The sequence below is a fragment of the Streptomyces sp. NPDC057486 genome, from assembly GCF_042802415.1.
GTDB lineage: Bacteria > Actinomycetota > Actinomycetes > Streptomycetales > Streptomycetaceae > Streptomyces > Streptomyces yanii.
This window is the reverse complement of the sequence record NZ_JBHVEE010000010.1, coordinates 66,740-87,996: the sequence shown is the minus strand read 5'-3', so window position 1 is coordinate 87,996 and position 21,257 is coordinate 66,740. Positions and strand designations below refer to the sequence as shown.

The 21,257-nt window shown below is 70.1% G+C and carries 21 protein-coding genes and 1 pseudogene; 9 read left to right on the top strand and 13 right to left on the bottom strand.

Annotated elements, in window-relative coordinates; translation table 11 throughout:
* The first annotated feature begins 77 nt into the window (after positions 1 to 77).
* Positions 78 to 809 (top strand): MerR family transcriptional regulator, encoded by a 732-nt coding sequence (locus ACFU6I_RS07840; protein ID WP_384362819.1) that lies wholly within the window; start codon positions 78 to 80, stop codon positions 807 to 809.
* Between the two features lie 40 nt (positions 810 to 849).
* On the opposite strand, the gene thrS is transcribed toward ACFU6I_RS07840, so the two are convergent.
* The 6 genes and pseudogenes from thrS to ACFU6I_RS07810 form a co-directional block, all read right to left on the bottom strand.
* Entirely contained in the window at positions 850 to 2,175 is a 1,326-nt protein-coding gene (gene thrS / locus ACFU6I_RS07835; RefSeq protein ID WP_384362817.1) for a threonine--tRNA ligase, read from the bottom strand.
* 140 nt (positions 2,176 to 2,315) lie between these two features.
* Positions 2,316 to 4,487, bottom strand: coding sequence for a 3-hydroxyacyl-CoA dehydrogenase NAD-binding domain-containing protein (locus ACFU6I_RS07830; RefSeq protein ID WP_384362815.1), 2,172 nt, complete (start codon positions 4,485 to 4,487; stop codon positions 2,316 to 2,318).
* Between the two features lie 38 nt (positions 4,488 to 4,525).
* The gene (locus tag ACFU6I_RS07825; protein ID WP_384362813.1) at positions 4,526 to 5,740 is read right to left on the bottom strand and encodes an acetyl-CoA C-acetyltransferase; all 1,215 of its coding nucleotides are present in this window, start codon (positions 5,738 to 5,740) and stop codon (positions 4,526 to 4,528) included.
* A 36-nt stretch (positions 5,741 to 5,776) separates the two neighbouring features.
* Positions 5,777 to 6,919 carry an acyl-CoA dehydrogenase family protein gene (locus ACFU6I_RS07820; RefSeq protein ID WP_345516326.1) on the bottom strand — a complete coding sequence of 381 codons (1,143 nt, stop codon included), beginning with the start codon at positions 6,917 to 6,919 and terminating at the stop codon, positions 5,777 to 5,779.
* 67 nt (positions 6,920 to 6,986) lie between these two features.
* Positions 6,987 to 7,178 (bottom strand): annotated as a pseudogene (locus ACFU6I_RS07815) (LLM class flavin-dependent oxidoreductase); the annotation flags it as partial.
* A complete protein-coding gene (locus ACFU6I_RS07810; RefSeq protein WP_384362810.1) occupies positions 7,178 to 8,320 on the bottom strand; it encodes a CaiB/BaiF CoA transferase family protein in 1,143 nt (380 codons plus the stop codon). The gene ACFU6I_RS07810 and the pseudogene ACFU6I_RS07815, both read right to left, overlap by 1 nt.
* A gap of 407 nt (positions 8,321 to 8,727) precedes the next feature.
* On the opposite strand from ACFU6I_RS07810, the gene ACFU6I_RS07805 reads away from it, so the two are divergent.
* Entirely contained in the window at positions 8,728 to 9,918 is a 1,191-nt protein-coding gene (locus ACFU6I_RS07805; RefSeq protein WP_384362808.1) for a saccharopine dehydrogenase family protein, read from the top strand.
* Positions 9,919 to 9,962: 44 nt separating this feature from the next.
* Here ACFU6I_RS07805 and mmpA read toward each other — a convergent pair whose 3' ends face one another.
* Positions 9,963 to 10,106, bottom strand: a complete 144-nt coding sequence (mmpA, locus tag ACFU6I_RS07800) for a morphogenic membrane protein MmpA (protein ID WP_384362806.1) — start codon at positions 10,104 to 10,106, stop codon at positions 9,963 to 9,965.
* Positions 10,107 to 10,187: 81 nt separating this feature from the next.
* A complete protein-coding gene (locus tag ACFU6I_RS07795) occupies positions 10,188 to 10,865 on the bottom strand; it encodes an endonuclease V (protein WP_384362804.1) in 678 nt (225 codons plus the stop codon).
* Between the two features lie 65 nt (positions 10,866 to 10,930).
* Between ACFU6I_RS07795 and ACFU6I_RS07790 the strand changes: the two genes are divergently transcribed.
* The gene (locus ACFU6I_RS07790) at positions 10,931 to 11,227 is read left to right on the top strand and encodes a YciI family protein (protein ID WP_384362802.1); all 297 of its coding nucleotides are present in this window, start codon (positions 10,931 to 10,933) and stop codon (positions 11,225 to 11,227) included.
* 187 nt (positions 11,228 to 11,414) lie between these two features.
* Here the strand turns inward: ACFU6I_RS07790 and ACFU6I_RS07785 are convergent, their stop codons facing one another.
* On the bottom strand, positions 11,415 to 12,512 hold the full coding sequence (locus tag ACFU6I_RS07785; protein ID WP_384362800.1) for a WD40/YVTN/BNR-like repeat-containing protein: 1,098 nt from the start codon (positions 12,510 to 12,512) through the stop codon (positions 11,415 to 11,417).
* A gap of 185 nt (positions 12,513 to 12,697) precedes the next feature.
* Here ACFU6I_RS07785 and ACFU6I_RS07780 point away from each other — a divergent pair, with 185 nt between their 5' ends.
* Positions 12,698 to 13,114 (top strand): SsgA family sporulation/cell division regulator, encoded by a 417-nt coding sequence (locus tag ACFU6I_RS07780; protein WP_384362798.1) that lies wholly within the window; start codon positions 12,698 to 12,700, stop codon positions 13,112 to 13,114.
* Between the two features lie 6 nt (positions 13,115 to 13,120).
* On the opposite strand, the gene ACFU6I_RS07775 is transcribed toward ACFU6I_RS07780, so the two are convergent.
* Both ACFU6I_RS07775 and ACFU6I_RS07770 read right to left on the bottom strand, forming a co-directional pair.
* On the bottom strand, positions 13,121 to 13,420 hold the full coding sequence (locus ACFU6I_RS07775; RefSeq protein WP_384362796.1) for a hypothetical protein: 300 nt from the start codon (positions 13,418 to 13,420) through the stop codon (positions 13,121 to 13,123).
* On the bottom strand, positions 13,384 to 13,878 hold the full coding sequence (locus ACFU6I_RS07770) for a hypothetical protein (RefSeq protein WP_384362794.1): 495 nt from the start codon (positions 13,876 to 13,878) through the stop codon (positions 13,384 to 13,386). Before ACFU6I_RS07770 ends, ACFU6I_RS07775 begins: the two co-directional genes overlap by 37 nt.
* A gap of 572 nt (positions 13,879 to 14,450) precedes the next feature.
* Here ACFU6I_RS07770 and ACFU6I_RS07765 point away from each other — a divergent pair.
* The 3 genes from ACFU6I_RS07765 to ACFU6I_RS07755 all read left to right on the top strand — a co-directional run bounded on the left by ACFU6I_RS07765 (position 14,451) and on the right by ACFU6I_RS07755 (position 18,445).
* Positions 14,451 to 16,082 carry an ABC-F family ATP-binding cassette domain-containing protein gene (locus ACFU6I_RS07765; RefSeq protein ID WP_384362792.1) on the top strand — a complete coding sequence of 544 codons (1,632 nt, stop codon included), beginning with the start codon at positions 14,451 to 14,453 and terminating at the stop codon, positions 16,080 to 16,082.
* Between the two features lie 493 nt (positions 16,083 to 16,575).
* A complete protein-coding gene (gene ddaH / locus ACFU6I_RS07760; RefSeq protein WP_384362790.1) occupies positions 16,576 to 17,352 on the top strand; it encodes a dimethylargininase in 777 nt (258 codons plus the stop codon).
* Positions 17,353 to 17,467: 115 nt separating this feature from the next.
* Positions 17,468 to 18,445: an acyl-ACP desaturase gene (locus ACFU6I_RS07755; protein WP_384362788.1), complete on the top strand. Its 978-nt coding sequence runs from the start codon at positions 17,468 to 17,470 to the stop codon at positions 18,443 to 18,445.
* A 391-nt stretch (positions 18,446 to 18,836) separates the two neighbouring features.
* Here ACFU6I_RS07755 and ACFU6I_RS07750 read toward each other — a convergent pair whose 3' ends face one another.
* Positions 18,837 to 18,992, bottom strand: coding sequence for a recombinase family protein (locus tag ACFU6I_RS07750; RefSeq protein WP_384362786.1), 156 nt, complete (start codon positions 18,990 to 18,992; stop codon positions 18,837 to 18,839).
* 9 nt (positions 18,993 to 19,001) lie between these two features.
* Here ACFU6I_RS07750 and ACFU6I_RS07745 point away from each other — a divergent pair, with 9 nt between their 5' ends.
* On the top strand, positions 19,002 to 19,535 hold the full coding sequence (locus ACFU6I_RS07745; RefSeq protein ID WP_384362784.1) for a putative immunity protein: 534 nt from the start codon (positions 19,002 to 19,004) through the stop codon (positions 19,533 to 19,535).
* Positions 19,536 to 19,670: 135 nt separating this feature from the next.
* Here the strand turns inward: ACFU6I_RS07745 and ACFU6I_RS07740 are convergent, their stop codons facing one another.
* Positions 19,671 to 20,162 carry a GNAT family N-acetyltransferase gene (locus tag ACFU6I_RS07740; RefSeq protein WP_384362782.1) on the bottom strand — a complete coding sequence of 164 codons (492 nt, stop codon included), beginning with the start codon at positions 20,160 to 20,162 and terminating at the stop codon, positions 19,671 to 19,673.
* A gap of 99 nt (positions 20,163 to 20,261) precedes the next feature.
* Between ACFU6I_RS07740 and ACFU6I_RS07735 the strand changes: the two genes are divergently transcribed.
* Positions 20,262 to 21,182 (top strand): LysR family transcriptional regulator, encoded by a 921-nt coding sequence (locus ACFU6I_RS07735; RefSeq protein ID WP_384362780.1) that lies wholly within the window; start codon positions 20,262 to 20,264, stop codon positions 21,180 to 21,182.
* Positions 21,183 to 21,257: the final 75 nt, after the last annotated feature.

Genomic DNA, 21,257 nt, shown 5'->3' with positions numbered 1-21,257 from the left:
GCAACGGATGCGGCCGTGCCCACGTACAGCCGCGACCGAGGACAGCAGTGCCCAGAGGTCAGGAGCGAGGAGCAGACATGGCGACCGGGACCGAGGAGCCGACGCTCACCGTCGACGAGCTGGCGGCGCGCGCCGGAGTCACCGTACGCACTGTGCGTTTCTACAGCACGCGAGGGCTCCTGCCACCCCCGGTGATCGGACCGCGCCGGGTCGGTCACTACGGGCACGAGCACCTCTCGCGGCTGGCGCTGATCGAGGAGCTTCAGCACCAGGGCATGACCCTCGCCGCGATCGAACGCTATCTGGAGCAGCTGCCGCCCGATCTGAGCGCTCACGATCTGGCCATCCACCGGGCGCTGGTGGCGTCCTGGGCACCGGACTCGGCGGAGCACACGACACGGGCGGAGCTGGAGCGGCGGGCGGGACGGGCTCTGACCGAGGGGGACATCGACCGGCTGGCCGCGATGGGCGTTCTGGAGCGTGCGGAGGCGGTGGCCGGGAGCTACCGGGTCGATCCCGGGCTGCTGCGTCTCGGCGTCGAGCTGCTCGACGTCCCGATCGCGCACGAGACGATCCTCGCGGCCCGCACGGTTCTGCTGGAGCACACCCGTTCCGCCGCGCAGGAGCTGACGCGGCTGTTCCGGGACGAGGTGTGGAATCCGTACCGGGAGCGGGAGTCGGACCCGGAGCATGTGGCGGCGATGAAGTCGCTGTCGGCCCATATGCAGCCGATGGTGCTGCAGGCGTTGGTGACCGCGTTCCAGCGGTCGCTCAAGGAAGAGCTGCGGGCGGCGTTCAAGGCGGAGTGAGCCCCGCCGGCGACGGGGCTCACTGCCGGTGGGCGGTCCGTTATGCGGCGTCGTCCCACAGCTCGGTGCTGTGGTCGTCGATGAGCGCGCCGATCCGTTCGAGGAAGGCGTCGGCGGGTTGCGGGTCGAGGCGGCGTCCGTCGCGCAGTCGTACGGCGACGTGGTCGTCGACGGCTTCCTTGGCTCCGATGACCGCTTGGTACGGCACCAGGCGGTCCTCCCGGATGCGGGCGCCCAGGGTGCCGCGTTCCGGCCCGGCGATCTCGGCCCGCAGCCCGCGCTCGGTGCAGCGCGCCGCCAGCGCGACGGCGTTCGGCAGTTCCGCCGCGGAGACCGGGAGGATCGCCAGCTGGGTCGGGGCGAGCCAGGCGGGGAAGGCGCCGCCGTGCTGTTCGATGAGGTGGGCGACGGCCCGCTCCACGCTGCCGATGATGCTGCGGTGGATCATGACCGGCCGGTGTTTCGCGCCGTCCGCGCCGATGTAGTGCAGGTCGAACTGCTCGGGCTGGTGGAAGTCGACCTGGACGGTGGACAGGGTGGATTCCCTGCCCGCACCATCGGTGACCTGGACGTCGATCTTCGGGCCGTAGAACGCGGCCTCGCCCTCCGCCGAGTCGTACGGCAGGCCGGAGCGGTCGAGTACCTCGGTGAGCAGGGCGGTGGACCGCTGCCACTTCTCGGGGGCGGCCACGTACTTGCCGCCGGGGCCGGGGAGGGAGAGCCGGTAGCGGGCCGGACGGATGCCCAGCGCCTCGTAGGCACTGCGGATCATCTCCAGGGCGGCCCGCGCCTCGTCGGCGACCTGGTCCAGGGTGCAGAAGATGTGCGCGTCGTTCAGCTGGATGGCCCGGACGCGGGTCAGCCCGCCGAGCACGCCGGACAGTTCGGAGCGGTACATGCCGCCCAGTTCGGCCATGCGCAGCGGGAGCTCGCGGTAGCTGTGCGAGCGGGAGCGGTAGATCACCGCGTGGTGGGGGCAGAGACTCGGCCGCAGGACGACCTGCTCCGATCCCAGGTCCATCGGCGGGAACATGTCGTCGCTGTAGTGCGACCAGTGCCCGGAGATCTCGTACAGTTCCCGCTTGCCCAGCACCGGCGAGTACACATGCCGGTAGCCGGCCCGCCGCTCAGCGGTGCGGATGTACTCCTCCAGGGTGTGCCGCACGGTTGCGCCGTCGGGCAGCCAGTACGGAAGTCCCGCGCCGATCAGCGGATCGGTGTCGAACAGGGCCAGTTCGCGGCCGAGCTTGCGGTGGTCGTGCATGGCGGTCTCCTCGCGGTCATCGGGCGAGTGGCCGCAAGCCGAAGCCCCGGGGCACTCGCCCCGGGGCTTCGGACTGAGACATCTGTCAGCGCGCCGGGACACTCTCCGGCGTCGTCGTCATGGCAGCAGCGCGCTTCATGGCACCGACGCTAACAGGGTGTCCCGCCGTCCACCCGGCATTTTCCGGCCGAAGGGTGCGGATGCCGCAGCCTCCGGCCGCACGTGGCCCGCCGGGCCGCCGGTCAGTCGTGGAAGGTCTCGCCCTTCTCGGCCTTCTCCAGCAGCAGCGCGGGCGGCAGGAACCGGTCGCCGTACTTCTCGGCGAGTTCCCGGGCGCGCGCCACGAAGCCGGGCAGGCCGCCCTCGTACCCGTTGATGTACTGGAGCACGCCTCCCGTCCACGGCGGGAAGCCGATGCCCATGATGGAGCCGATGTTGGCGTCGGCGACCGAGATGAGGACGTTCTCCTCCAGGCAGCGGACGCTGTCCAGGGCCTCGGAGAAGAGCATCCGCTCCTTCATGTCGATGAAGGGGATGTCGGTGCCCGCCTTCGTGAAGTGCTCGCGCAGCCCCGGCCACAACCGGGCCCTCTTGCCGTCCTCGTCGTACTCGTAGAACCCCGCGCCACCGCTCCGGCCGGTACGACCGAACTCGTCGACCATCCGGTCGATGACCTCGTCCGCAGGGTGCCCGGCCCAGGTGCCGCCCGCCTCCTCGACCGCGCGCTTCGTCTCGTTGCGGATCTTGCGCGGCAGGGTCAGCGTCAGCTCGTCCATCAGCGAGAGGACCTTGGCCGGGTAGCCGGACTGCGCCGCTGCCTGCTCGACCGACGCGGGCTCGACGCCCTCGCCGACCATGGCGACGCCCTCGTTGATGAACTGACCGATGACCCGCGAGGTGAAGAAGCCGCGCGAGTCGTTGACGACGATCGGCGTCTTCCGGATCCGGCGGACCAGGTCGAAGGCGCGCGCCAGGGCCTCGTCGCCGGTCTGCTCGCCCTTGATGATCTCGACCAGCGGCATCTTGTCGACGGGCGAGAAGAAGTGCAGGCCGATGAAGTCGGAGGGGCGCGTCACCCCCTTGGCGAGGACGGTGATCGGCAGGGTCGAGGTGTTGGAGCAGAGCAGCGCGTCGGGCTCGATGATGTCCTGGATCTCCTGGAACACCTTGTGCTTGAGCGCGGTGTCCTCGAAGACCGCCTCGATGACGGCGTCGCAGCCCGCCAGATCGGCCGGGTCGCCGGTCGGGGTGATGCGGGCCAGCAGCTCGTCGCGCTTCGCCTCGGTCGTGCGGCCCCGGGAGAGCGCCTTGGCGAGCAGCCTCTCGCTGTACGCCTTGCCCTTGGCGGCCGCCTCGGTGGAGACGTCCTTGAGGACGACCTCGATGCCGGCGCGCGCGCAGGAGTACGCGATGCCTGCGCCCATCATCCCGGCGCCGAGGACGGCGACCTTCCTGACCTGGCGCTCCTCGATGCCCTTGGGGCGGTTGGCGCCGGAGTTGACTGCCTGGAGGTCGAAGAAGAACGCCTGGATCATGTTCTTCGAGATCTGGCCGGTGACGAGCTCGGTGAAGTACCGGGCCTCGATGGTCAGCGCGGTCTCGAAGTCGACCTGGGAGCCCTCGACGGCGGCGGCCAGGATGTTGCGGGGCGCCGGCATGGGGGCGCCCGCGAGCTGCTTCTTCAGGTTGGCCGGGAAGGCGGGCAGGTTGGCCGCGAACTTCGGGTTCGACGGGGTGCCGCCGGGGATCCTGTAGCCCTTGACGTCCCAGGGCTGCTGGGACTCGGGGTTGGCGTCGATGAAGGCGCGGGCCTTGTCGAGCATCTCCTCGGGCGTGGCCGCCACCTCGTGGACGAGGCCGTTCTCCAGGGCGCGCTTCGGGGTGTACTGGGTGCCCTGGAGGAGGACCTTCAGCAGCGCGTCGGCGACGCCCATGAGGCGTACGGTGCGGGTGACACCGCCGCCCGCGGGCAGCAGGCCGAGGGTGACCTCGGGCAGGCCGATGCGGGAGCCGGGCGTGTCGAGGGCGATGCGGTGGTGGGAGGCGAGCGCGATCTCGTAGCCACCGCCGAGGGCCGCGCCGTTGATGGCGGCGACGACGGGGATGCCGAGGGTCTCGATGCGGCGCAGCGAGTTCTTGATGGCGGTGCCGACGTCGAAGGCGTCCTGGGCGTTCTCCGGACCGACCTTGATCATGTCTTTGAGGTCGCCGCCCGCGAAGAAGGTCTTCTTGGCGGAGGTGTAGATGATGCCGCGGATGGAGTCCTTCTCGGCTTCCGCGCGGTCGGCGACGGCCGCGATGGAGTCCTTGAAGGCCTGGTTCATCGTGTTGGCGGACTGGTTGGGGTCGTCGAGTACGAGGGTGACGACGCCGGTCTCGTCCTGTTCCCAGCAGATGGTCGTGCTCTCGGTCATTGCGGTGTTCTCCGTAAGCAAGGGGTGGCCGGGGACGGTCAGAGACGCTCGATGACGGTGGCGACGCCCATGCCACCGCCGACGCAGAGGGTGGCGAGGCCGTACCGCTTGTCCTGGCGCTCCAGTTCGTCGATGAGGGTGCCGAGAATCATCGCGCCGGTGGCGCCGAGCGGGTGGCCGAGCGCGATGGCGCCGCCGTTGACGTTGATCTTGTCGAGGGAGAGCCCCATGTCCCGGGCGAAGCGGAGCACGACACCGGCGAACGCCTCGTTGATCTCGACGAGATCGATGTCGTCGATGGTGAGCCCGGCCTTGGCGAGGGCCTTGCGGGTGGCGGGCGCGGGGCTGGTCAGCATGATGGTCGGCTCGGAGCCGGAGACCGCGGCGGAGACGATCCGGGCGCGCGGCGTGAGTCCGTACCGCTCGCCGGTCTCCTTGTTGCCGATGGCGACGAGCGCGGCGCCGTCCACGATGCCGGAGGAGTTGCCCGCGTGGTGGACGTGGTCGATCTTCTCGACCCAGTGGTACTTCTGCAGTGCCACGGCGTCGAAGCCGCCCAGCTCGCCGATGGTGGCGAACGAGGGCTTGAGCGCGGCCAGCGAGTCGGCGGTGGTACCGGGGCGCATGTGCTCGTCGTGGTCGAGGACGACGAGGCCGTTGCGGTCCTTGACCGGGACGACGGAGCGTGCGAACCGGCCGTCCTTCCACGCATCGGCGGCCCGCTCCTGGGAGAGCGCGGCGAACTCGTCGACGTCGCGGCGCGAGAAGCCCTCGATGGTGGCGATGAGGTCGGCGCCGACGCCCTGCGGGGCGAAGCCGGTCTCGTAGTTGGTCATCGGGTCCATCGCCCAGGCGCCGCCGTCGGAGCCCATCGGCACCCGGGACATCGATTCGACACCGCCTGCGAGGATCAGGTCCTCCCAGCCCGAACGGATCTTCGCGGCAGCCAGGTTGACGGCTTCCAGACCGGAGGCACAGAACCGGTTCTCCTGGACGCCCGCCACCGTGTCCGGGAGTCCGGCGGCGATGGCGGCGATCCGGGCGATGTCGGAGCCCTGGTCGCCGAGCGGGCTGACCACGCCGAGGACGATGTCGTCGATGGCGGCCGGGTCCAGGCCCGGGAAGCGGTTGCGCATTTCGTGGATGAGGCCGACGACGAGGTCGATCGGCTTGGTGCCGTGCAGGGCGCCATTGGCCTTGCCGCGGCCGCGCGGGGTGCGGATCGCGTCGTAGACAAATGCTTCGGTACTCAAGACAGCAGCCTTTCGAGGGTGATCGGGCGTCGGGGGTCAGGCGAGCAGCGAGCGGCCGATGATCTCCTTCATGATCTCGGTCGTGCCGCCGTAGATGGTCTGGATGCGGCCGTCGGTGAACGCCTTGGCGACCCGGTATTCCGTCATGTAGCCGTATCCGCCGTGGAGCTGGAGGCAGCGGTCGGCGACGCGCTTCTGCAGTTCGGTGGCCCACCACTTGGCCATCGACGCGTGCACGGCGTCGAGCTTCCCGTCCGAGTGGTCGACGATGCACCGGTCGAGGAAGGCCCGGGTGACGGCGCACTCGGTGGCCATCTCGGCGATCTCGAAGCGGATGTGCTGGAGCTTGGAGAGCGGCCGCCCGAAGGCCTCGCGCTCCTTGACGTACTGGGTGGTGATCTCCAGGAGGTACTCGGCGGCGGCGATGCCGGCGACCGCTATGCCCATCCGCTCCTGCGCCAGGTTGGTCATCAGGTGGACGAACGCGCCGTCGCGTTCTCCGAGCAGGTTCTCCTTGGGGACGCGGACGTCGTTGAAGAACAGCTCGGCCGTGTCCTGGGACTTCTGGCCGATCTTGTCGAGGTTGCGGCCCCGCTCGAAGCCCTCCGCACCGCGTTCGACGACGATCAGCGAGAGCCCCTTCGCGCCACCCTCCGCGGTGGTCTTCGCGACGACGATCACCAGGTCGGCGAGGATGCCGTTGGAGATGAACGTCTTGGAGCCGTTGAGCAGCCAGTGGTCGCCCTTGTCCTCGGCGGTGGTGCGGATGCCCTGGAGGTCGGAACCGGCGCCGGGTTCGGTCATCGCGATGGCGGTGATGATCTCGCCGCTGCAGAAGCCGGGCAGCCAGCGCCGCTTCTGTTCCTCGGTGGCGAGGCCGGTGAGGTAGGGACCGATGATGTCGTTGTGCAGGCCGAGCGCGAGCCCCGGGGCGCCGGCCCGGGTGAATTCCTCGGCGAGGACGGCGCTGTAGCGGAAGTCGGTGGTGCCGCCGCCCCCGTACTCCTCGGGGACGGCGAGGCCGAGCAGCCCTTGCCGGCCTGCCGCGAGCCAGGCCTCGCGCGAGACGATGCCGTCCTTCTCCCACTGCTCGTAGTGCGGGAGGACTTCCTTGGTGAGGAAGGTCCGGACGGTCTCGCGGAACGCGTCGTGCTCCTCGGTGAAGATCTGCCGCTGCACTGCGGGCCCCCTAGAGCCAGTTCTTGACGGTGGAGATCAGCCGGGCCGGGTCGGGACCGACCGGGATGACGTTGAGCATCGCCGCACCGATCTTCATACGTTCGGTACGCGCCGCCGGACAGCCCATGCGGGTGGGCGGGTCGAAGCCGTACGCCTCCGCGACCCGGACGGCGTCGAGTCCGGCGGACTCCAGCGCTGCGACCTGGTCGCAGGCCTCGCGCGGGTCACCCGCGTAGTTCAGCGGCAGGGAGAGTTCCATCAGGCGGTGGTGTCCTTCCCGGTCCGGTGGATGCTCGGTACGTCCCAGTCCCGGGCGACGCCCTCGGTGTCCGCGCCGGGCTGCGCGGGTCCGCTGCGCACGGAGACCGGGGTGGCGGAGAAGCGGGGTGCGGGGGCGGGCTGGACGAGGTCGGCGTGCTCGACGAAGGTGGAGCGGGCAGCGAGGTGCGGGTGGTGCGGGGCCTCGCGGAGCGAGAGGACCGGGGCCACGCAGGCGTCCGTGGCTTCGAAGACCTCGGTCCACTCCGCGCGTGTCCGGGTCTTGAACCGGTCGGCGACGACCGTGCGCAGCTCGTCCCAGCGGGTGAAATCGCCGCGGTCCGGGGCTCGGTCCTCGATGCCGAGGAGCTTGATGAACTCGTCGTAGAACTGCTGCTCCAGCGGGCCGACCGCCATGTACTGGCCGTCGGAGGTCTCGTACGACCCGTAGAACGGGCAGCCGCCGTCCAGGAGGTTGGAGCCGCGCCGGTCCTGCCAGCCGCCGGCCGCCAGCATCCCGTGGATCATCGTTGCGAGATGGGCGGCGCCGTCGACGATCGCCGCGTCCACGACCTGACCCGCGCCGCCGGGGGTCCGGGCGTGCTGGAGGGCGGCGAGGACGCCGACGACGAGGTAGAGCGAACCGCCCGCGTAGTCGCCGACCAGATTGGCGGGGACGGTGGGCGGCTCGCCGGGCTTGCCGATCATGGAGAGGGTGCCGGTGACGGCGATGTACGCGATGTCGTGCCCGGCCCGTTCGGCGAGCGGTCCGTCCTGGCCCCAGCCGGTCATCCGCCCGTACACGATCCGCGGGTTGCGGGCCAGGCAGGCGTCGGGGCCGACGCCCAGGCGCTCGGCGACGCCCGGCCGGTAGCCCTCGATGAGGATGTCGGCGCGTTCGACCAGGTCCAGGACGCGGCCCGGGCCGTCCTCGGCCTTGAGGTCGACGAGCACCGAGCGTTTGTTGCGGTTGGTGAGGTCGTACGCGGGGTCGATGCCGAGCCCCGCGCCGCCGGGCCGGTCGACCCTGACGACGTCGGCGCCGAGGTCGGCCAGCAGCATCGCGGCGAACGGGCCGGGTCCGATACCCGCCAGCTCGACCACGCGCACACCCGCGAGCGGGCCGTGCTCTGTCGTTGCCATCGAACCCCCAGCGGTGTGACACAACTGATGTAACAGCGACGATGCTAAGAATGCTCCGCGCTCCGCACAACCCTTTTGGCTGAGCAAGCGCTTAGACCGACCGGCAATTGGGGGGTGGGTGAAGAAGCGGGGCCGGGGTGCTTGGATCGCAAGGCGGAGGATTGAGCCGGATGAGGTCTCCCCTGCTCGAGCGAAGCCGAGAGCTTGGGGAAGGAGCCATGGTGATTGACGACGACGCCGCCGCGAGGTGCGTGCCCGAGCCCCGTGACGCCGCCCCCCGATTGCCGGTCGGTCTTGGTTCTTTCTCGAGGATCCTCCCCCACGAACGCCGCCCGACTGCGCACCGCCACGAACCCCTCCGCTAACCTCTGCCTGCTACATCGGCGCCGGCCCCTGCGGAGACACTCGTGAACAGGCAGAACGGGGCACAACGCCCCTATGACATAGTCCTCTTCGGCGCCACCGGCTTCGTGGGTGCCCTCACCGCCGAATATCTCGCCGCCCACGCACCCGACGGCTGCCGCTGGGCGCTGGCCGGCCGCAGCCCGGCCAAGCTGCAGAAGCTGCGCGAGCGCCTGGCCGCCGTCGATCCGCGCTGCGCGGACCTTCCGCTGCTGCACGCCGACGCCGACGACCCCGGTTCACTGCGCGCACTCGCCGAATCGACCCACGTGGTGGCCACCACCGTGGGCCCCTACGTCTGGTACGGCGAGCAGCTGGTCGCCGCCTGCGCGGAGGCGGGGACGGACTACACGGACCTGACCGGCGAGGCCGAGTTCGTCGACCGGATGTTTCTGGAGCACGATGCGCGGGCCCGCGAGACCGGGGCGCGGCTCGTGCACGCCTGCGGCTTCGACTCCGTACCGCACGACCTCGGCGTCTACTTCACCGTCCAGCAGCTGCCGCAGGACGTGCCGCTGACCATCGACGGGTTCGTCCGAAGCAACGCCGTCTTCTCCGGCGGCACGTTCGCCTCGGCTCTCACCGCCATGGGCCGCGGCCCGCAGATGCTGCGCGCCGCGCAGGAGCGACGGCTGCACGAACCGCGCCTGGTCGGACGCCGCGCCCGCGCCCGCTTCGGCACCCCGCACTTCAGCGCCGAGACCGGCACCTGGGCACTGCCCCTGCCGACACTGGACCCGCAGGTCATCGAGCGCTCCGCGCGGGCGCTCGCGCGGTACGGCCCCGACTTCCGCTACCGCCACTTCGCCTCGGTGAAGACGCTGCCGATGGCGCTGGGCGGCACGGCCGCGATCGGCGCCCTCGTGGGCGCCGCGCAGGTGCCCGCCGCGCGCAGCTGGCTGACGGACCGGTACGAGCCCGGTGAGGGCCCGGACGCGGAGCGCCGGAAGCGGAGCTGGTTCACGGTCCGGTTCGTCGGGGAAGGCGGCGGGCGCCGGGTGTTCACGGAGGTCTCCGGCGGCGACCCCGGCTACGACGAGACGGCGAAGATGCTCGCCCAGTCCGCCCTCTGCCTCGCCCTGGACGAACTCCCGCCGACATCCGGGCAGGTCACGACTGCCGTCGCGATGGGCGACGCACTGCTGGAGCGGCTGCGCGGCGCCGGGCTGCGCTTCCGGGTCGCGGCGACGCGCTGAGCGGATTCACGCCGGGACGGCCGCATCCGCGGGCCGTCCCGGCGTCAGAAAATCCAGGACACGAGCGTGCAGATCATCGAGACGGTCCAGACGACTCCGGCAAGAACCCCGAGAGTCATCCCTATGGCGACGCGCCGCTGGGCGACGTAGACGGTTCCGGCACGTGTGGACGTTCGATGATCGGTCATACGCACCAGCGTGCCGTTCATGATCGGCACGTGGTATCCGTACACCTACTCAGATACTCGGACGCGGGCGCCGTCGGACGCTCAGACGGTCGCCTCCCGGAGGACCCGCCTGCAGAGCGCGTCGGCCCTACGGGTCGTCTCCGGCTGACGGAAGTCCCTGGCCAGCAGGAGTGTGTGCGCGCAGGCGTTGTCCAGACCGGTCCGGTGGCCGACGGACACGTACACCGGCTTGGTGCCGTCCTGGGTGCGCAGCGCCCTGCCCACTTCCTCGTCCCCGTCGACGAGGGGGGAGAAGTCGCCGCGCCGGGGGCCCGGCTGTTCGTACGTGAAGGTGAACGGGTTCTTGGCGACGCCGATGACCGGCAGTCCGGTGAGGACGCCGAGGTGGCTGGCGAGCCCGAACCGGCGCGGGTGCGCCCTGCCGTAGCCGTCGCAGACGACGAGGCCGGGGTCGACCGGGAGGGATTCCAGCGCGGCCAACACCGTCGGTATCTCCCGGAAGGCGAGCAGCCCCGGGATGTACGGGAAGGTCACCCGGCCGGTGGCGGTGGCCTCGGCGACGAGATCGAGGGTGGCCGCGTCGAGCACGACCGCCGCCGCCACGACGAGGTCGCGCTCGTCGTCGTAGGCGACGTCCACACCCGTCACCCGTCCGGTGCCGGGCGGCGGTCCCGGCTCGTCCAGCACCACGCGGGCGCGGAGGGTGTCCTGGATGGCGCGGGCTTCGGCTGCGTCGGCCGGCGTGCGGAGCGTCGTCATAGTGCCTTCCAGCTTAGAAGTCCCGTCCGCACCTGCCTCGATGAGGCCTCGGTAGGGTGAGAGCCATGTTCGTACTCGAGTTGACCTACACCGCCCCCGTCGAGCGCGTCGACGCGCTCATGGAGGCGCATGTCGCCTGGCTGGACACGCAGTACGCGGCGGGGGTCTTCATCGCGTCCGGGCGCAAGAACCCGCGCGACGGCGGGGTGATCCTCGCCGTCGGGGACGACCGCACGCGGATCGAGAAGATCACGGCGGCCGACCCCTTCGCGGCCGAGGGCGTGTGCGCCTACCGGATCATGGAGTTCATCGCGACGAAGACGTCGGACGAACTCGCCCCGTACCGGCAGCAGTTGCCGTAAGGCCTCTCGTTCGGACCCTGCCGGGCCCGCGGGGCCCGGCACGCACATCTGCCGCGTTGTCGTCGGTCTTCCCCACGCTCTCGGCTTCGCTCGAGCAGGGGAGACCCCGTTCGCAGCGAGCGTGCATGCGTGCCGGACGCCGCCGGGCCCACCCTTCGCGCTGACGGCGGGACTTCCGACACACGCCCTAGTTCATCCGGGCGATCCGTCCCTTCTCCCCCGCCGCCCAGCAGCCGCCGTCCTGCGTGCAGTCCACGGTGTCGTACGAACCAGTGTCGACGGTGTGCCAGGTGCGGCCGCCGTCCGTCGTCAGGTCCGTCCCGGTCGGTCCGACGGCGAGTGCCGTGGAGCGGCTGCGCGGGACCCAGGCCACGCCGGAACGGTAGGCGGTCGGCGGGGTGGTGGACCGTTGCCAGGTCCGGCCTCCGTCGCCCGTGACGGCCGCGGCGTCCGCAGAGGCCTGGCCGGCGCGGTAGTCGCCGCCGACGGCAATGCCGTGCGTACGGTCGCGGAAGGCGAGACCGAAGACACCGCGGGCCGGGTCCCCGGCCGGGATCGTCGATTCGGTGGCCGTCCAGGTGAGCCCCCGGTCGGCGGAGTGCAGCACCCGTGCGGTGGCCGCCCCGCCGGTCGCCAGCCAGACGTCCTTCGGCCCCGAGCTGACCAGGCACTGGCCGCTGGCGGCGAAGGCCGCCTCGCCCGCCTGGGCGGCCGGCATCCCCGCTGTGGGCAGTACGTTCCAGCTGCGGCCACCGTCCGCGGTGGACAGGATCCGGTACCTGCCGTCGACGGGATCGCTCATGGCGAGCCCGTGGCGGCTGTCGAAGAAGGTGAGGCAGTCGTAGAAGGCACGGGCATCGGTATTGCGGAAGGACTCGGTCCAGGTCGCTCCACCGTCGTCCGTACGGAACACCCGCGACGCCTCGCCCTCACCGATGGCCAGCGCCACCGCACGCCGCGCGTCGAACGCCTCGATGTCACGGAATTCCAGTGCCGCCTCCGCCGCTCCCGTCGGCGACACGTCGTGCCAGTGACGGCCGCCGTCGGAAGTGCGCAGCACCGTGCCCTTCGAGCCCGCGGCCCAGGCGGTGCGGCGGCTGACGGCAGCGAGGCCGCGGAAGCGTGCGTCGGTTCCCGTCTGCGTGAGTGTCCAGCCCGTCCGGTCGCCGGGTCCGTGCCGCTGCCCCGGCGCTGCCTGCGCTGCCGGTGTGACCAGTGCCGCGGTCAGCGCCGCCCCGCACAGTCCCCATGCCATCAGTCGTGTCGTCTTCCCCTTGGGCCTCATGGCGCAGGAAGCTAACCCACGGGCAGTACGCCGTCCAGAGTGCGCCGCCGCCACGCGGGCACGTGCATCGAAGGGGGTGCGGTGCGGTGACGCAGCTCACCCCCTCGCCCGTGCACGGATCAGGGAGTTCCGTCGTCTCTGTCAGTGCCGGGAACCGTTCATCTGGCCGCAAGAGGGAGCAGGTCTTGTCCAGCGTTATCGAGCAGTCCGTGCAGGCCCGCATGGTCGCATCCGCGCCGCGGATGGAGACCCTTCCCGCCACTCTGCAGTACGACCGCAAGGATCCGTTCGCCGTGCGCATGGCCTTCCCTGCCCCGGCAACCCTGGAGGGCACCGAGGTGTCCTGGGAGTTCTCCCGCGAACTGCTGGCGGCAGGAATGGAAGGACCGGCCGGGGTCGGGGACGTACGGATCAGGCCGTTCGGCTACGACCGTACGGTCCTGGAGTTCCATGCCACCGAGGGCATCGCCATGGTGCATGTCCGCACGGCGGAACTGCGTCGCTTCCTCAGGCGCGCCGAGGAGCTGGTCCCGTCGGGGCAGGAGCACCGCTTTCTGGATCTCGACCGGAGTCTGACGGACCTGCTCGGCGGAGCGTGCTGAGCCCGGTCACTCCGTCTTCACCGCTGTGACCTCCAGCAGGTTCCGACCGTCGCAGTACATCACCGCGGCGGACTTCGCAGCGGGGAAGGCAATGCAGTCCGACGTCCAGCGTCGGCGCACCGCGCCGTCGTAGCCGACCAGCAGTAGTTTCCGCCCGGCCTGGAAGAGGCCCTCCACCACCTGCCGGGCCCCTGGCCCCAGCGCCTCGGTCCGCTTCCGGTCGACCACGCCGGCGTCGAGTGGGCGGTCGGGGCTGCCGGGGGCGCGGATCAGGTCCGGGGAGCCCCTGCCGTCCGCCGCGACCACGTACGCCCCCTCGGCGAGCCGCCGGGGGCTGTGCTCCGGGCCGAAGTACGGGTCGAGGACAGGGCGCCGCCCCGCTCGGGCAGCACCAGGTCGTAGGCGGTGTTCAGGGGCAGGCTGGGGTTCCAGCGGCACCCGGTGTGCGGATCGCGTGCCGCCTGCGGCTGGTCCCGGACGAAGTCGTAACGCCACCCCTTGTGTTCGTCTCCCGGCGAAGCGGCCGCCAGAACCGTCGCCCGGCAACTCCTCCTGGCCGGTGCGGTGACCAGGAAGGTCCGACAGCTGAACCGGGCGACCCGGTCGACGGTCCGGGCCGGAGGACGCAGACCGGGGATCCACTCCGGGCGGTGCGTCTCCTCGTCCAGGGTGCCGACCCGGTCCTTGCCGATGACCAACGGCTCGCACAGCCCGGGGGCGGTTTCGCGGCCGCCCAGCGCGTCGGCGCCGCACGGGGTCAGCACCCGGTACGCCCCCGGGATCCGGCGGCTCCACTGCCGTGTCCCGCGGTGGACGTCCCAGGCGGTGAACCGGCATCCGGCCCCGGCGGGACGGTCAGCGGAATGCGCCGCTGCTCGGAGGGGACGGACACCCCGTCCCCGAACCTCGGTGGCTGCGGTCCGAAGCAGCCGGTCAGCACCGCGCCGGCGCAGAACACCATGAGCATCCTCAGGGCTCTGCCCGTCCAGCGACTTGTCATTGCGCGGCCCCGATCCGCCGCACGCACCGGCGCGACCGGGATCAACGTAAATCGTTTGCCGGGGCGCGAGGTCCAGTCGTAGCGTTCGTGACGTCCTTGTTGTCGTCGGATCGGAGAAGGACGTTGCTCGTCTGAGGTCGTGAGACACCGTGTTGCGCGCCGTGTCCGGACAGTGCATGCCCGTTCATGTCTGTCATGTCTGCGCGCCCGAGTGTGACCTCAGCTCTTCGAGCCGTCCTCCGCAACCGGGACTCCTCCTCGGCCATGTCCGTGGAACGCCCGTGACCGGTGTCTCACCCGTTGCCCCCTGTCCTTCCTCGCAACCGGGAGATCCGTATGTCTACCCCCATGACTCATATCGCCTGTTCGTCGCTCTCCTTCGCCTGGCCCGACGGCAGTGACGTCTTCGACGACTTCCAGCTGACCGTGGGCCCCGGCAGGACCGGCCTCATCGGCCTCAACGGCTGTGGAAAGTCAACCCTGTTGCGGCTGATCGCAGGTGAACTCACCCCCACCGAGGGCCACATCCGGACCCGGGGCGAGATCGGGTATCTGCCGCAGAATCTGGTTCTGGACACGGCACTGCGGGTCGATGCGGCCCTGGGAATCGCCGGCACCCGGGCCGCTCTGCACGCCATCGAGGCGGGTGACGTCCGCGAGGAGCAGTTCGCTGCCGTCGGCGACGACTGGGACGTGGAGGAGCGCGCCCGCGCGACGCTCGATCAGCTCGGCCTCGGCCACATCGGGCTCGACCGCACGATCGGCGAGATGTCGGGCGGCGAGTGCGTGCTGCTGCGCCTGGCCGCGCTGCTGCTGGCCCGCCCCGGGGTGCTGCTGCTCGACGAACCCACGAACAATCTGGACCTGTACGCGCGCAGGCGGCTGTACGAGGCGATCGGCGCATGGGCGGGTGTCCTGGTCGTCGTCAGCCATGACCGTGAACTCCTGGAGCGGGTCGACCAGATCGCGGATCTGCGGGACGGATCGGTCACCTGGTACGGCGGGAATCTCTCGGAATACGAGGAGGCGCTCGCCGTCGAGCAGGAGGCGGCCGAGCGCATGGTGCGGGTAGCGGAGGCCGATGTGCAGCGCCAGAAGCGTGAACTGGCCGACGCACAGGTCAAGTTGGCCCGGCGGAAGCGCTACGGACAGAAGATGTCGGACAACAAGCGCGAGCCGAAGATCGTCATGGGCAACCGCAAGCGGGCCGCCCAGGAGTCGGCCGGCAAGCATCGCCTGATGCACGCCGGGAAGCTGGCGGAGGCGAAGGAGCGCCTCGACGACGCCGTCGAGGCGGTGCGGGACGACGACGAGATCAGGGTCGAGCTGCCGCACACCAAGGTGCATCCGGGCCAGGGTGTGCTCGTACTGCGCGATCTGGAACTCGCTTACGGAGCGCGGGTGAGCGGCTGGTTCGAGTTGCGGGGCCCCGAGCGGATCGCGTTGGTGGGCCGCAACGGCGCGGGCAAGACGACACTGTTGCGGACCATTGCCGGTCAGCTGGCACCGGTATCCGGCGAGGCCACACCCCAATTGCCGCTGGGCTTTCTGCCTCAGCGTCTGGATGTGCTCGACGACGGACTGAGCGTGGTGGAGAACGTGGCGCGATTCGCACCGAATGCCACGTACAACCGGATCAGGGCGAGGCTGGCGCACTTTCTGTTCAAGGGGGGCCGGGCGGAACGGCCCGTGGGGACGCTGTCGGGCGGGGAACGCTTCCGTGCGGCACTGGCGGCGCTGCTGCTGGCCGAACCGGCACCGCAGCTGCTGATGCTGGACGAGCCGACGAACAATCTGGACATGGCAAGCGTACGTCGGCTGACGGCGGCTCTGGAGTCGTACGAGGGAGCGCTGATCGTGGCGAGCCACGATGTGCCGTTCCTGAAATCGCTCGGCATCACGCGCTGGCTGCTGCTGGACGGCGAACTGCGTGACACCACGGCCGAGGCGGTGACGCCGGAGCTCTGAGCCGTGGCAGATGTGAGGGAAAGGCGCCGGCCGGGGCCACCGGTGGAGTGGGCCCGGCTCCTTCAGGCGCCGGCCGGAGTCGGTGCCGGAGGGAGATGCCAGTCCCCTGCCCTCCGGGTCGACCACGGCGGCGAGCAGCCACATGCTCCCGCTGCGGCGCTCGCGACATTCCTCGGACTTCTCGGCCGATCCATGGGACGGATGCTGACGGATGCTGTTCGCAGAGGTATCCGCAGGGCATCGAACCGTCGGCGGACCCGGAGCAGCATGTCCCGGGTCCGGCGCCGCAGTGCCTCGGCTCGACACGGCGCAGCTCGACCTCGCACGGCCCGATGCCGCTCGATGCCGATATGCAACTGCGCCGCTACCGGAGATCGTTGGAGCGAATGCGGACACTGGCTCCACCGGTCCAGGAATCGCGGTACGCCGTCGAAGACGTGGCCGAGGTGGCCGACCCGCACTCCACCCCGAAACCCTATGGAGGGAACTACTCGTGCCCAGCAGAAAAGCTCTGGTCCGCCGTCCCGACCCACGTCTCGCCGAGGGTCTCGTCACCCATGTCGAGCGCACCCCCGTCGATGTCCGCCTCGCCATCGAGCAGTGGGAGCGGTATGTCGCCGTCCTCGGCGAGTACGGATGGGAGACGGTCGAGGTGGAGCCGGCGGACGGATACCCGGACAGCGTGTTCGTCGAGGACACCGTCGTGATGTTCCGGAACGTGGCCCTCATCGCCCGGTCCGGCGCGGAGTCCCGCCGGGGCGAGACGGCGGCCGTGGAGGAGGCACTGGCCGGGCTCGGCTGCTCGGTGAACCGGGTACGGAAGCCGGGCACGCTGGACGGCGGAGACGTCCTGAAGATCGGCGACACGGTCCTTGTCGGGCGCGGCGGCCGGACGAACGCGGAAGGGGTGCGGCAGCTCAGATCCGCGTTCGAGCCGCTGGGCGCCCGTGTCGCAGCCGTGCCACTGACCAAGGTGCTGCATCTGAAGTCCGCAGTGACGGCGCTGCCGGACGGCACGGTCGTCGGGTATCCACCCCTGGTTGACGAGCCGTCGCTCTTCGACCGTTTCCTGCCGGTTCCGGAGGAGGCGGGCTCGCACGTGGTGCTGCTCGGCGGCGGGAATCTACTGATGGCCGCGAGCGCGCCGAAGACCGCGGATTTGTTCGCCGGGTTCGGATATCACCCTGTATCAGTCGATATCAGTGAGTTCGAGAAACTGGAAGGGTGCGTGACCTGTCTCTCCGTGCGCCTGCGTGACCTGCAGACATAACAGTACGTAATCGGACTTCGCGGGGGCGGGGTTGGCGGGGACCTTACTCCGCCTTTAACCTACGGTCTCGTAACCTACGAGACCGTAGGTACTTCTCCCGTCCCCAGGAGCCCCCGTGACGATCACCTCTCCCCACCTCGGCAGTTCATCAAAGGCGTGGACCGACGCCCAACTGCTGTACGCCCTGGAAGAAGTGGTGGAGAAGGAGCTCAACCGCCATCTCAAGGTCGCCAAGGACTGGATGCCCCACGAGTACGTCCCCTTCTCGGACGGCCGGAATTTCCCCGGCATCTTCGAGGACGGTGAGGCGTGGCAGGCCGACCAGTCCAAGGTCACCGACATCGGCAAGATCGCACTGGTCGTGAACCTGCTGACCGAGGACAACCTCCCCAGCTACCACCACGAGATCGCCTCCCTGTTCGGCCGTGACGGCGCCTGGGGCACCTGGGTGCACCGCTGGACCGCGGAGGAGGGCCGGCACGGCATCGTGATGCGCGACTACCTGCTCACCTCGCGCGCCGTCGACCCGGACAAGCTGGAACAGTTCCGCATGGCGCACATGGCGGAGGGATTCGAGTCCGACAACCGGCACTCGATGCTGCACTCCGTGGCGTACGTCGCCTTCCAGGAACTCGCGACCCGCGTCTCGCACCGCAACACCGGCCACCAGTCGGGCGACCCGGTCTGCGACCGCATGCTGGCCCGGATCGCCACCGACGAGAACCTGCACATGGTCTTCTACCGCAACCTGCTCGGTGCGGCCTTCGAGCTCGCCCCGGATCTGACGATGCAGGCCGTGCGTGACGTCGTGGTCAATTTCCGGATGCCCGGTCATGGCATGCCCGGCTTCGAGCGGGCCGCAGCACAGATGGCGATCGGCGAGATCTACAACCTGCGGATCCATCACGACGACGTGATCCAGCCCGTGCTGCGCTACCTGAAGGTCCTGAACATCGACGGGCTCGGCCCGGACGGGCTGAAGGCGCAGGAAGAGCTGGGGCTCTACATGGGTGGACTGGACAGCGAGGCGGTCAAGTTCGACGAGAAGCTGGCCGCGCGCAAGGCGCGGATGGCCGCCCGCGCGAACGCCTGACCCGCCGGCCTCGCGGAGACCTGGGCCCCAGGCCTCCGCGAAACGCCTGATCCACACAGCCTCCACGGCATTCGTCCGCCCACGAGCCCGCTCACTCGTGGGCGGACGTCGCCGTGCGACCCGGCATCACACGCATCTGGTCCGCGACGCGGACACGGGGCACCTCATCGAGCAGCGCGGCAGCCGCGGTGACGAGCGAGCCCCCGCCCTCACCGTCGACGACTGCCGCGTGGACGGCGGCCGCGGCGGCCTGTCGGCCGAGCCCGGATCGGCCCGCCCTGCTCGCGGGACCCCGCCGAGCCCCGGCCCGGTGCCACGAGGAGTTCCTCGGGCACCGTGTCGGACCGGACGACAGCAGCGGGACCGGCTCAGGCCCCCGCGGCAGTGTTGATCACTGCGCCCACGTCGGTGTCCACATCTCGACGGCACGGACGGTGTCGCGGGCGTCCCGGATGGATCGGGCGAGCCGGTCGACCGTGGTCACCACAAGGATGTCACCGACCCGGCACGCAGCGAGTGCTTCACGAACTCCGGCGACCTGCGGCAAGATTGAGCCGTGCCGATTGGGTCAGACAGGATTGAGCTGAGCGAACACGAACTTCGTGAAGTCACGGGCTACGCGGCTGATTGTGCGAGCAGGGCGCTGTCGATCTACGAACAGAGTCGTCCTGCTGACACGCGACCTCGTGACGCCATCGACGCAGCACGCGCTTTCGCCGGGGGCGGCCGGCGCACGGCCGCTCTGCGGCAGAGCGGTTGGGCGGCGTTCAGGGCGGCACGGGAAGCCGATTCACCCGCTGCGGTCGACGCGGCACGGGCGGCAAGCCACGCGGCCGGCGCCGCGTTCCTTCATCCCCTGGCAGACGCTCATCAGGTCAAGCACATTCTCGGTGCGGCAGCGCATGCGGCGCGTGCCGAAGAGTTGGCCTCCGGAGAGGACCGGAGTGTCGCCGCGGGGGCCCTTGAATGGGCGCGTCATCACGCGCCACCATCCGTCACCGCGGTGCTCGGCCGTTTTCCCGCCGCACCTCCCGGAGGCGGGCGTGTGGGAGAGTTCATTCGCGATCTCGACGCCGCTCTCCGCACCTGAGGGGTGATCAGACAGCAGAGGCCCGCAGAAGGATCTTCCATGGGACGCCACCGACGTGGAGCAGGCGGTCGCCGCGCGACGTGCCGATGAAGGCGGGGCCGGCGCGAGGCAGATTCCGGGCGCCGGGCCGGGGCGTCACTTCAGTTCCATGAGGGTGTCGGCGCGGGCGAAGTAGTCGGCCACCGGGAGACGGTCGCGGGTGATCCTGACGAACCCGGCGTTCTCGTAGAGGTGGATGGCGGGGGCGAGCTTGCTGTTCGTACCGAGGAACAGCCGGGCCCCACCGAGTGCGCGGGCGCGGTCGATCGCTGCGGCGATGAGTTGGCGGCCGATGCCGTGGCCCTGCGCGTCGGGCGTCACGGCCATCTTCGCCAGCTCGAACACGGCGTCCGGATAGGCCAGTAGTGCGACACACCCGACGACAGTGCCGCTGTCCCGCTCGTGCGCCAGGAGCACGTCGCCGCCCAGGCCCACGATGCGGCCGAACGGATCCCCGAGAACGGCCCGGTCCTCTTCCTCCAGGGTGAACAGGCGCGAGATCCACTCCTCGTTCAGCGTGCGGAAGGCGTCGGCGTCACTCTGTGAGGCGATCGAGGAGACCACGGTCGGGGCAGAGATGTACGGCATCGGACTGGTTCCCTTTCCGGTGTAGTTTCCCGGTAGTTTCCGGACCCACTCACCCATATGTCCAATACACAGCCTGACCGCTATCAATAAGCTCGACCTATGGATCAGCGAATCGAGTTCCGTCATCTGCGGTACTTCCTGGCCGTGGCCGAGGAACTCCACTTCGGACGGGCCGCCCAGCGACTGCACATAGCCCAGCCGGCCCTGTCCCAGCAGATCAGACAGCTTGAGAAGATCCTCGGCGTCGAGCTGTTCCGGCGGACCTCGCGAAGCGTCCACCTCACAGACGCGGGAGCGACGTTCCAGCCACGAGCGAGGGACCTTCTGGGCCGCCTGGCCGCCGACCTCGAGGAAGCCGGCCGGGTCGGCCGCGGCGAGGCCGGTCGCCTGGATGTCGCCTTCATCACCTCTGCCACCTCGATCGTCGGCGAACGGCTCCGCGAATTCTCCCGACGCCGCCCGGACGTCCAGGTCAAACTTCACGACGGCTTCACCGTCGACGTCCTGGCGGCCCTGGAGCGGGGGACGGCCGACGTCGGGATCGTGCGGGATGCTGAGGAGCGGGACGACATCGACCTTTTCCTACTGGCAACGGAGCGGTTCGTCGCCGTCATCCCCGCAGGGCACCCCGCCGCGGGGGGTGACCATGTGAAACCAGCGGCGCTGGCAGCTGACCCGCTGATCCTGTTCCCGCGTTCAGCAGGGGCTCACGCGTTCGACGTGAACACGCAGTCGTTGCGTGACGCCGGCATCGACGTCCAGGCCACGCAGGAGTGTTCGAACTGGCACACCATCATCATGTTCGTGGCCGCCGGCCTCGGCGTCACCATCGCCCCCTACAGCGTCACGTCGCTGCTGCCCGCAGGCGCCCGAAGGCTCGAGCTCGACGGGCCTCCTGCGGTGAGCCGAATCTTCATGGCCACCCGCCGCGGAGACAACCGTCCCCTCGTACGAGCCTTCATCGCAGCATCCGAGTCCATGGCAGGTCGCGACGACGACCGAACGACGATCGAGCGTTGACCGGCGGAGCGACCCCCTCCCGGCTCAAGGACCTCGCGGTGTGCTGGGTGCGGACCGAGGACCTGGAGCGGCTCG

Coding starts and splice junctions, on each gene's coding strand:
- ACFU6I_RS07840 (WP_384362819.1), top strand. CDS start 78: ATGGCGACCGGGACCGAGGAGCCGACGCTCACCGTCGACGAGCTGGCG.
- ACFU6I_RS07830 (WP_384362815.1), bottom strand. CDS start 4,487: ATGACCGAGAGCACGACCATCTGCTGGGAACAGGACGAGACCGGCGTC.
- ACFU6I_RS07810 (WP_384362810.1), bottom strand. CDS start 8,320: ATGGCAACGACAGAGCACGGCCCGCTCGCGGGTGTGCGCGTGGTCGAG.
- mmpA (WP_384362806.1), bottom strand. CDS start 10,106: ATGACCGATCATCGAACGTCCACACGTGCCGGAACCGTCTACGTCGCC.
- ACFU6I_RS07795 (WP_384362804.1), bottom strand. CDS start 10,865: ATGACGACGCTCCGCACGCCGGCCGACGCAGCCGAAGCCCGCGCCATC.
- ACFU6I_RS07790 (WP_384362802.1), top strand. CDS start 10,931: ATGTTCGTACTCGAGTTGACCTACACCGCCCCCGTCGAGCGCGTCGAC.
- ACFU6I_RS07785 (WP_384362800.1), bottom strand. CDS start 12,512: ATGAGGCCCAAGGGGAAGACGACACGACTGATGGCATGGGGACTGTGC.
- ACFU6I_RS07765 (WP_384362792.1), top strand. CDS start 14,451: ATGTCTACCCCCATGACTCATATCGCCTGTTCGTCGCTCTCCTTCGCC.
- ACFU6I_RS07740 (WP_384362782.1), bottom strand. CDS start 20,162: ATGCCGTACATCTCTGCCCCGACCGTGGTCTCCTCGATCGCCTCACAG.
- ACFU6I_RS07735 (WP_384362780.1), top strand. CDS start 20,262: ATGGATCAGCGAATCGAGTTCCGTCATCTGCGGTACTTCCTGGCCGTG.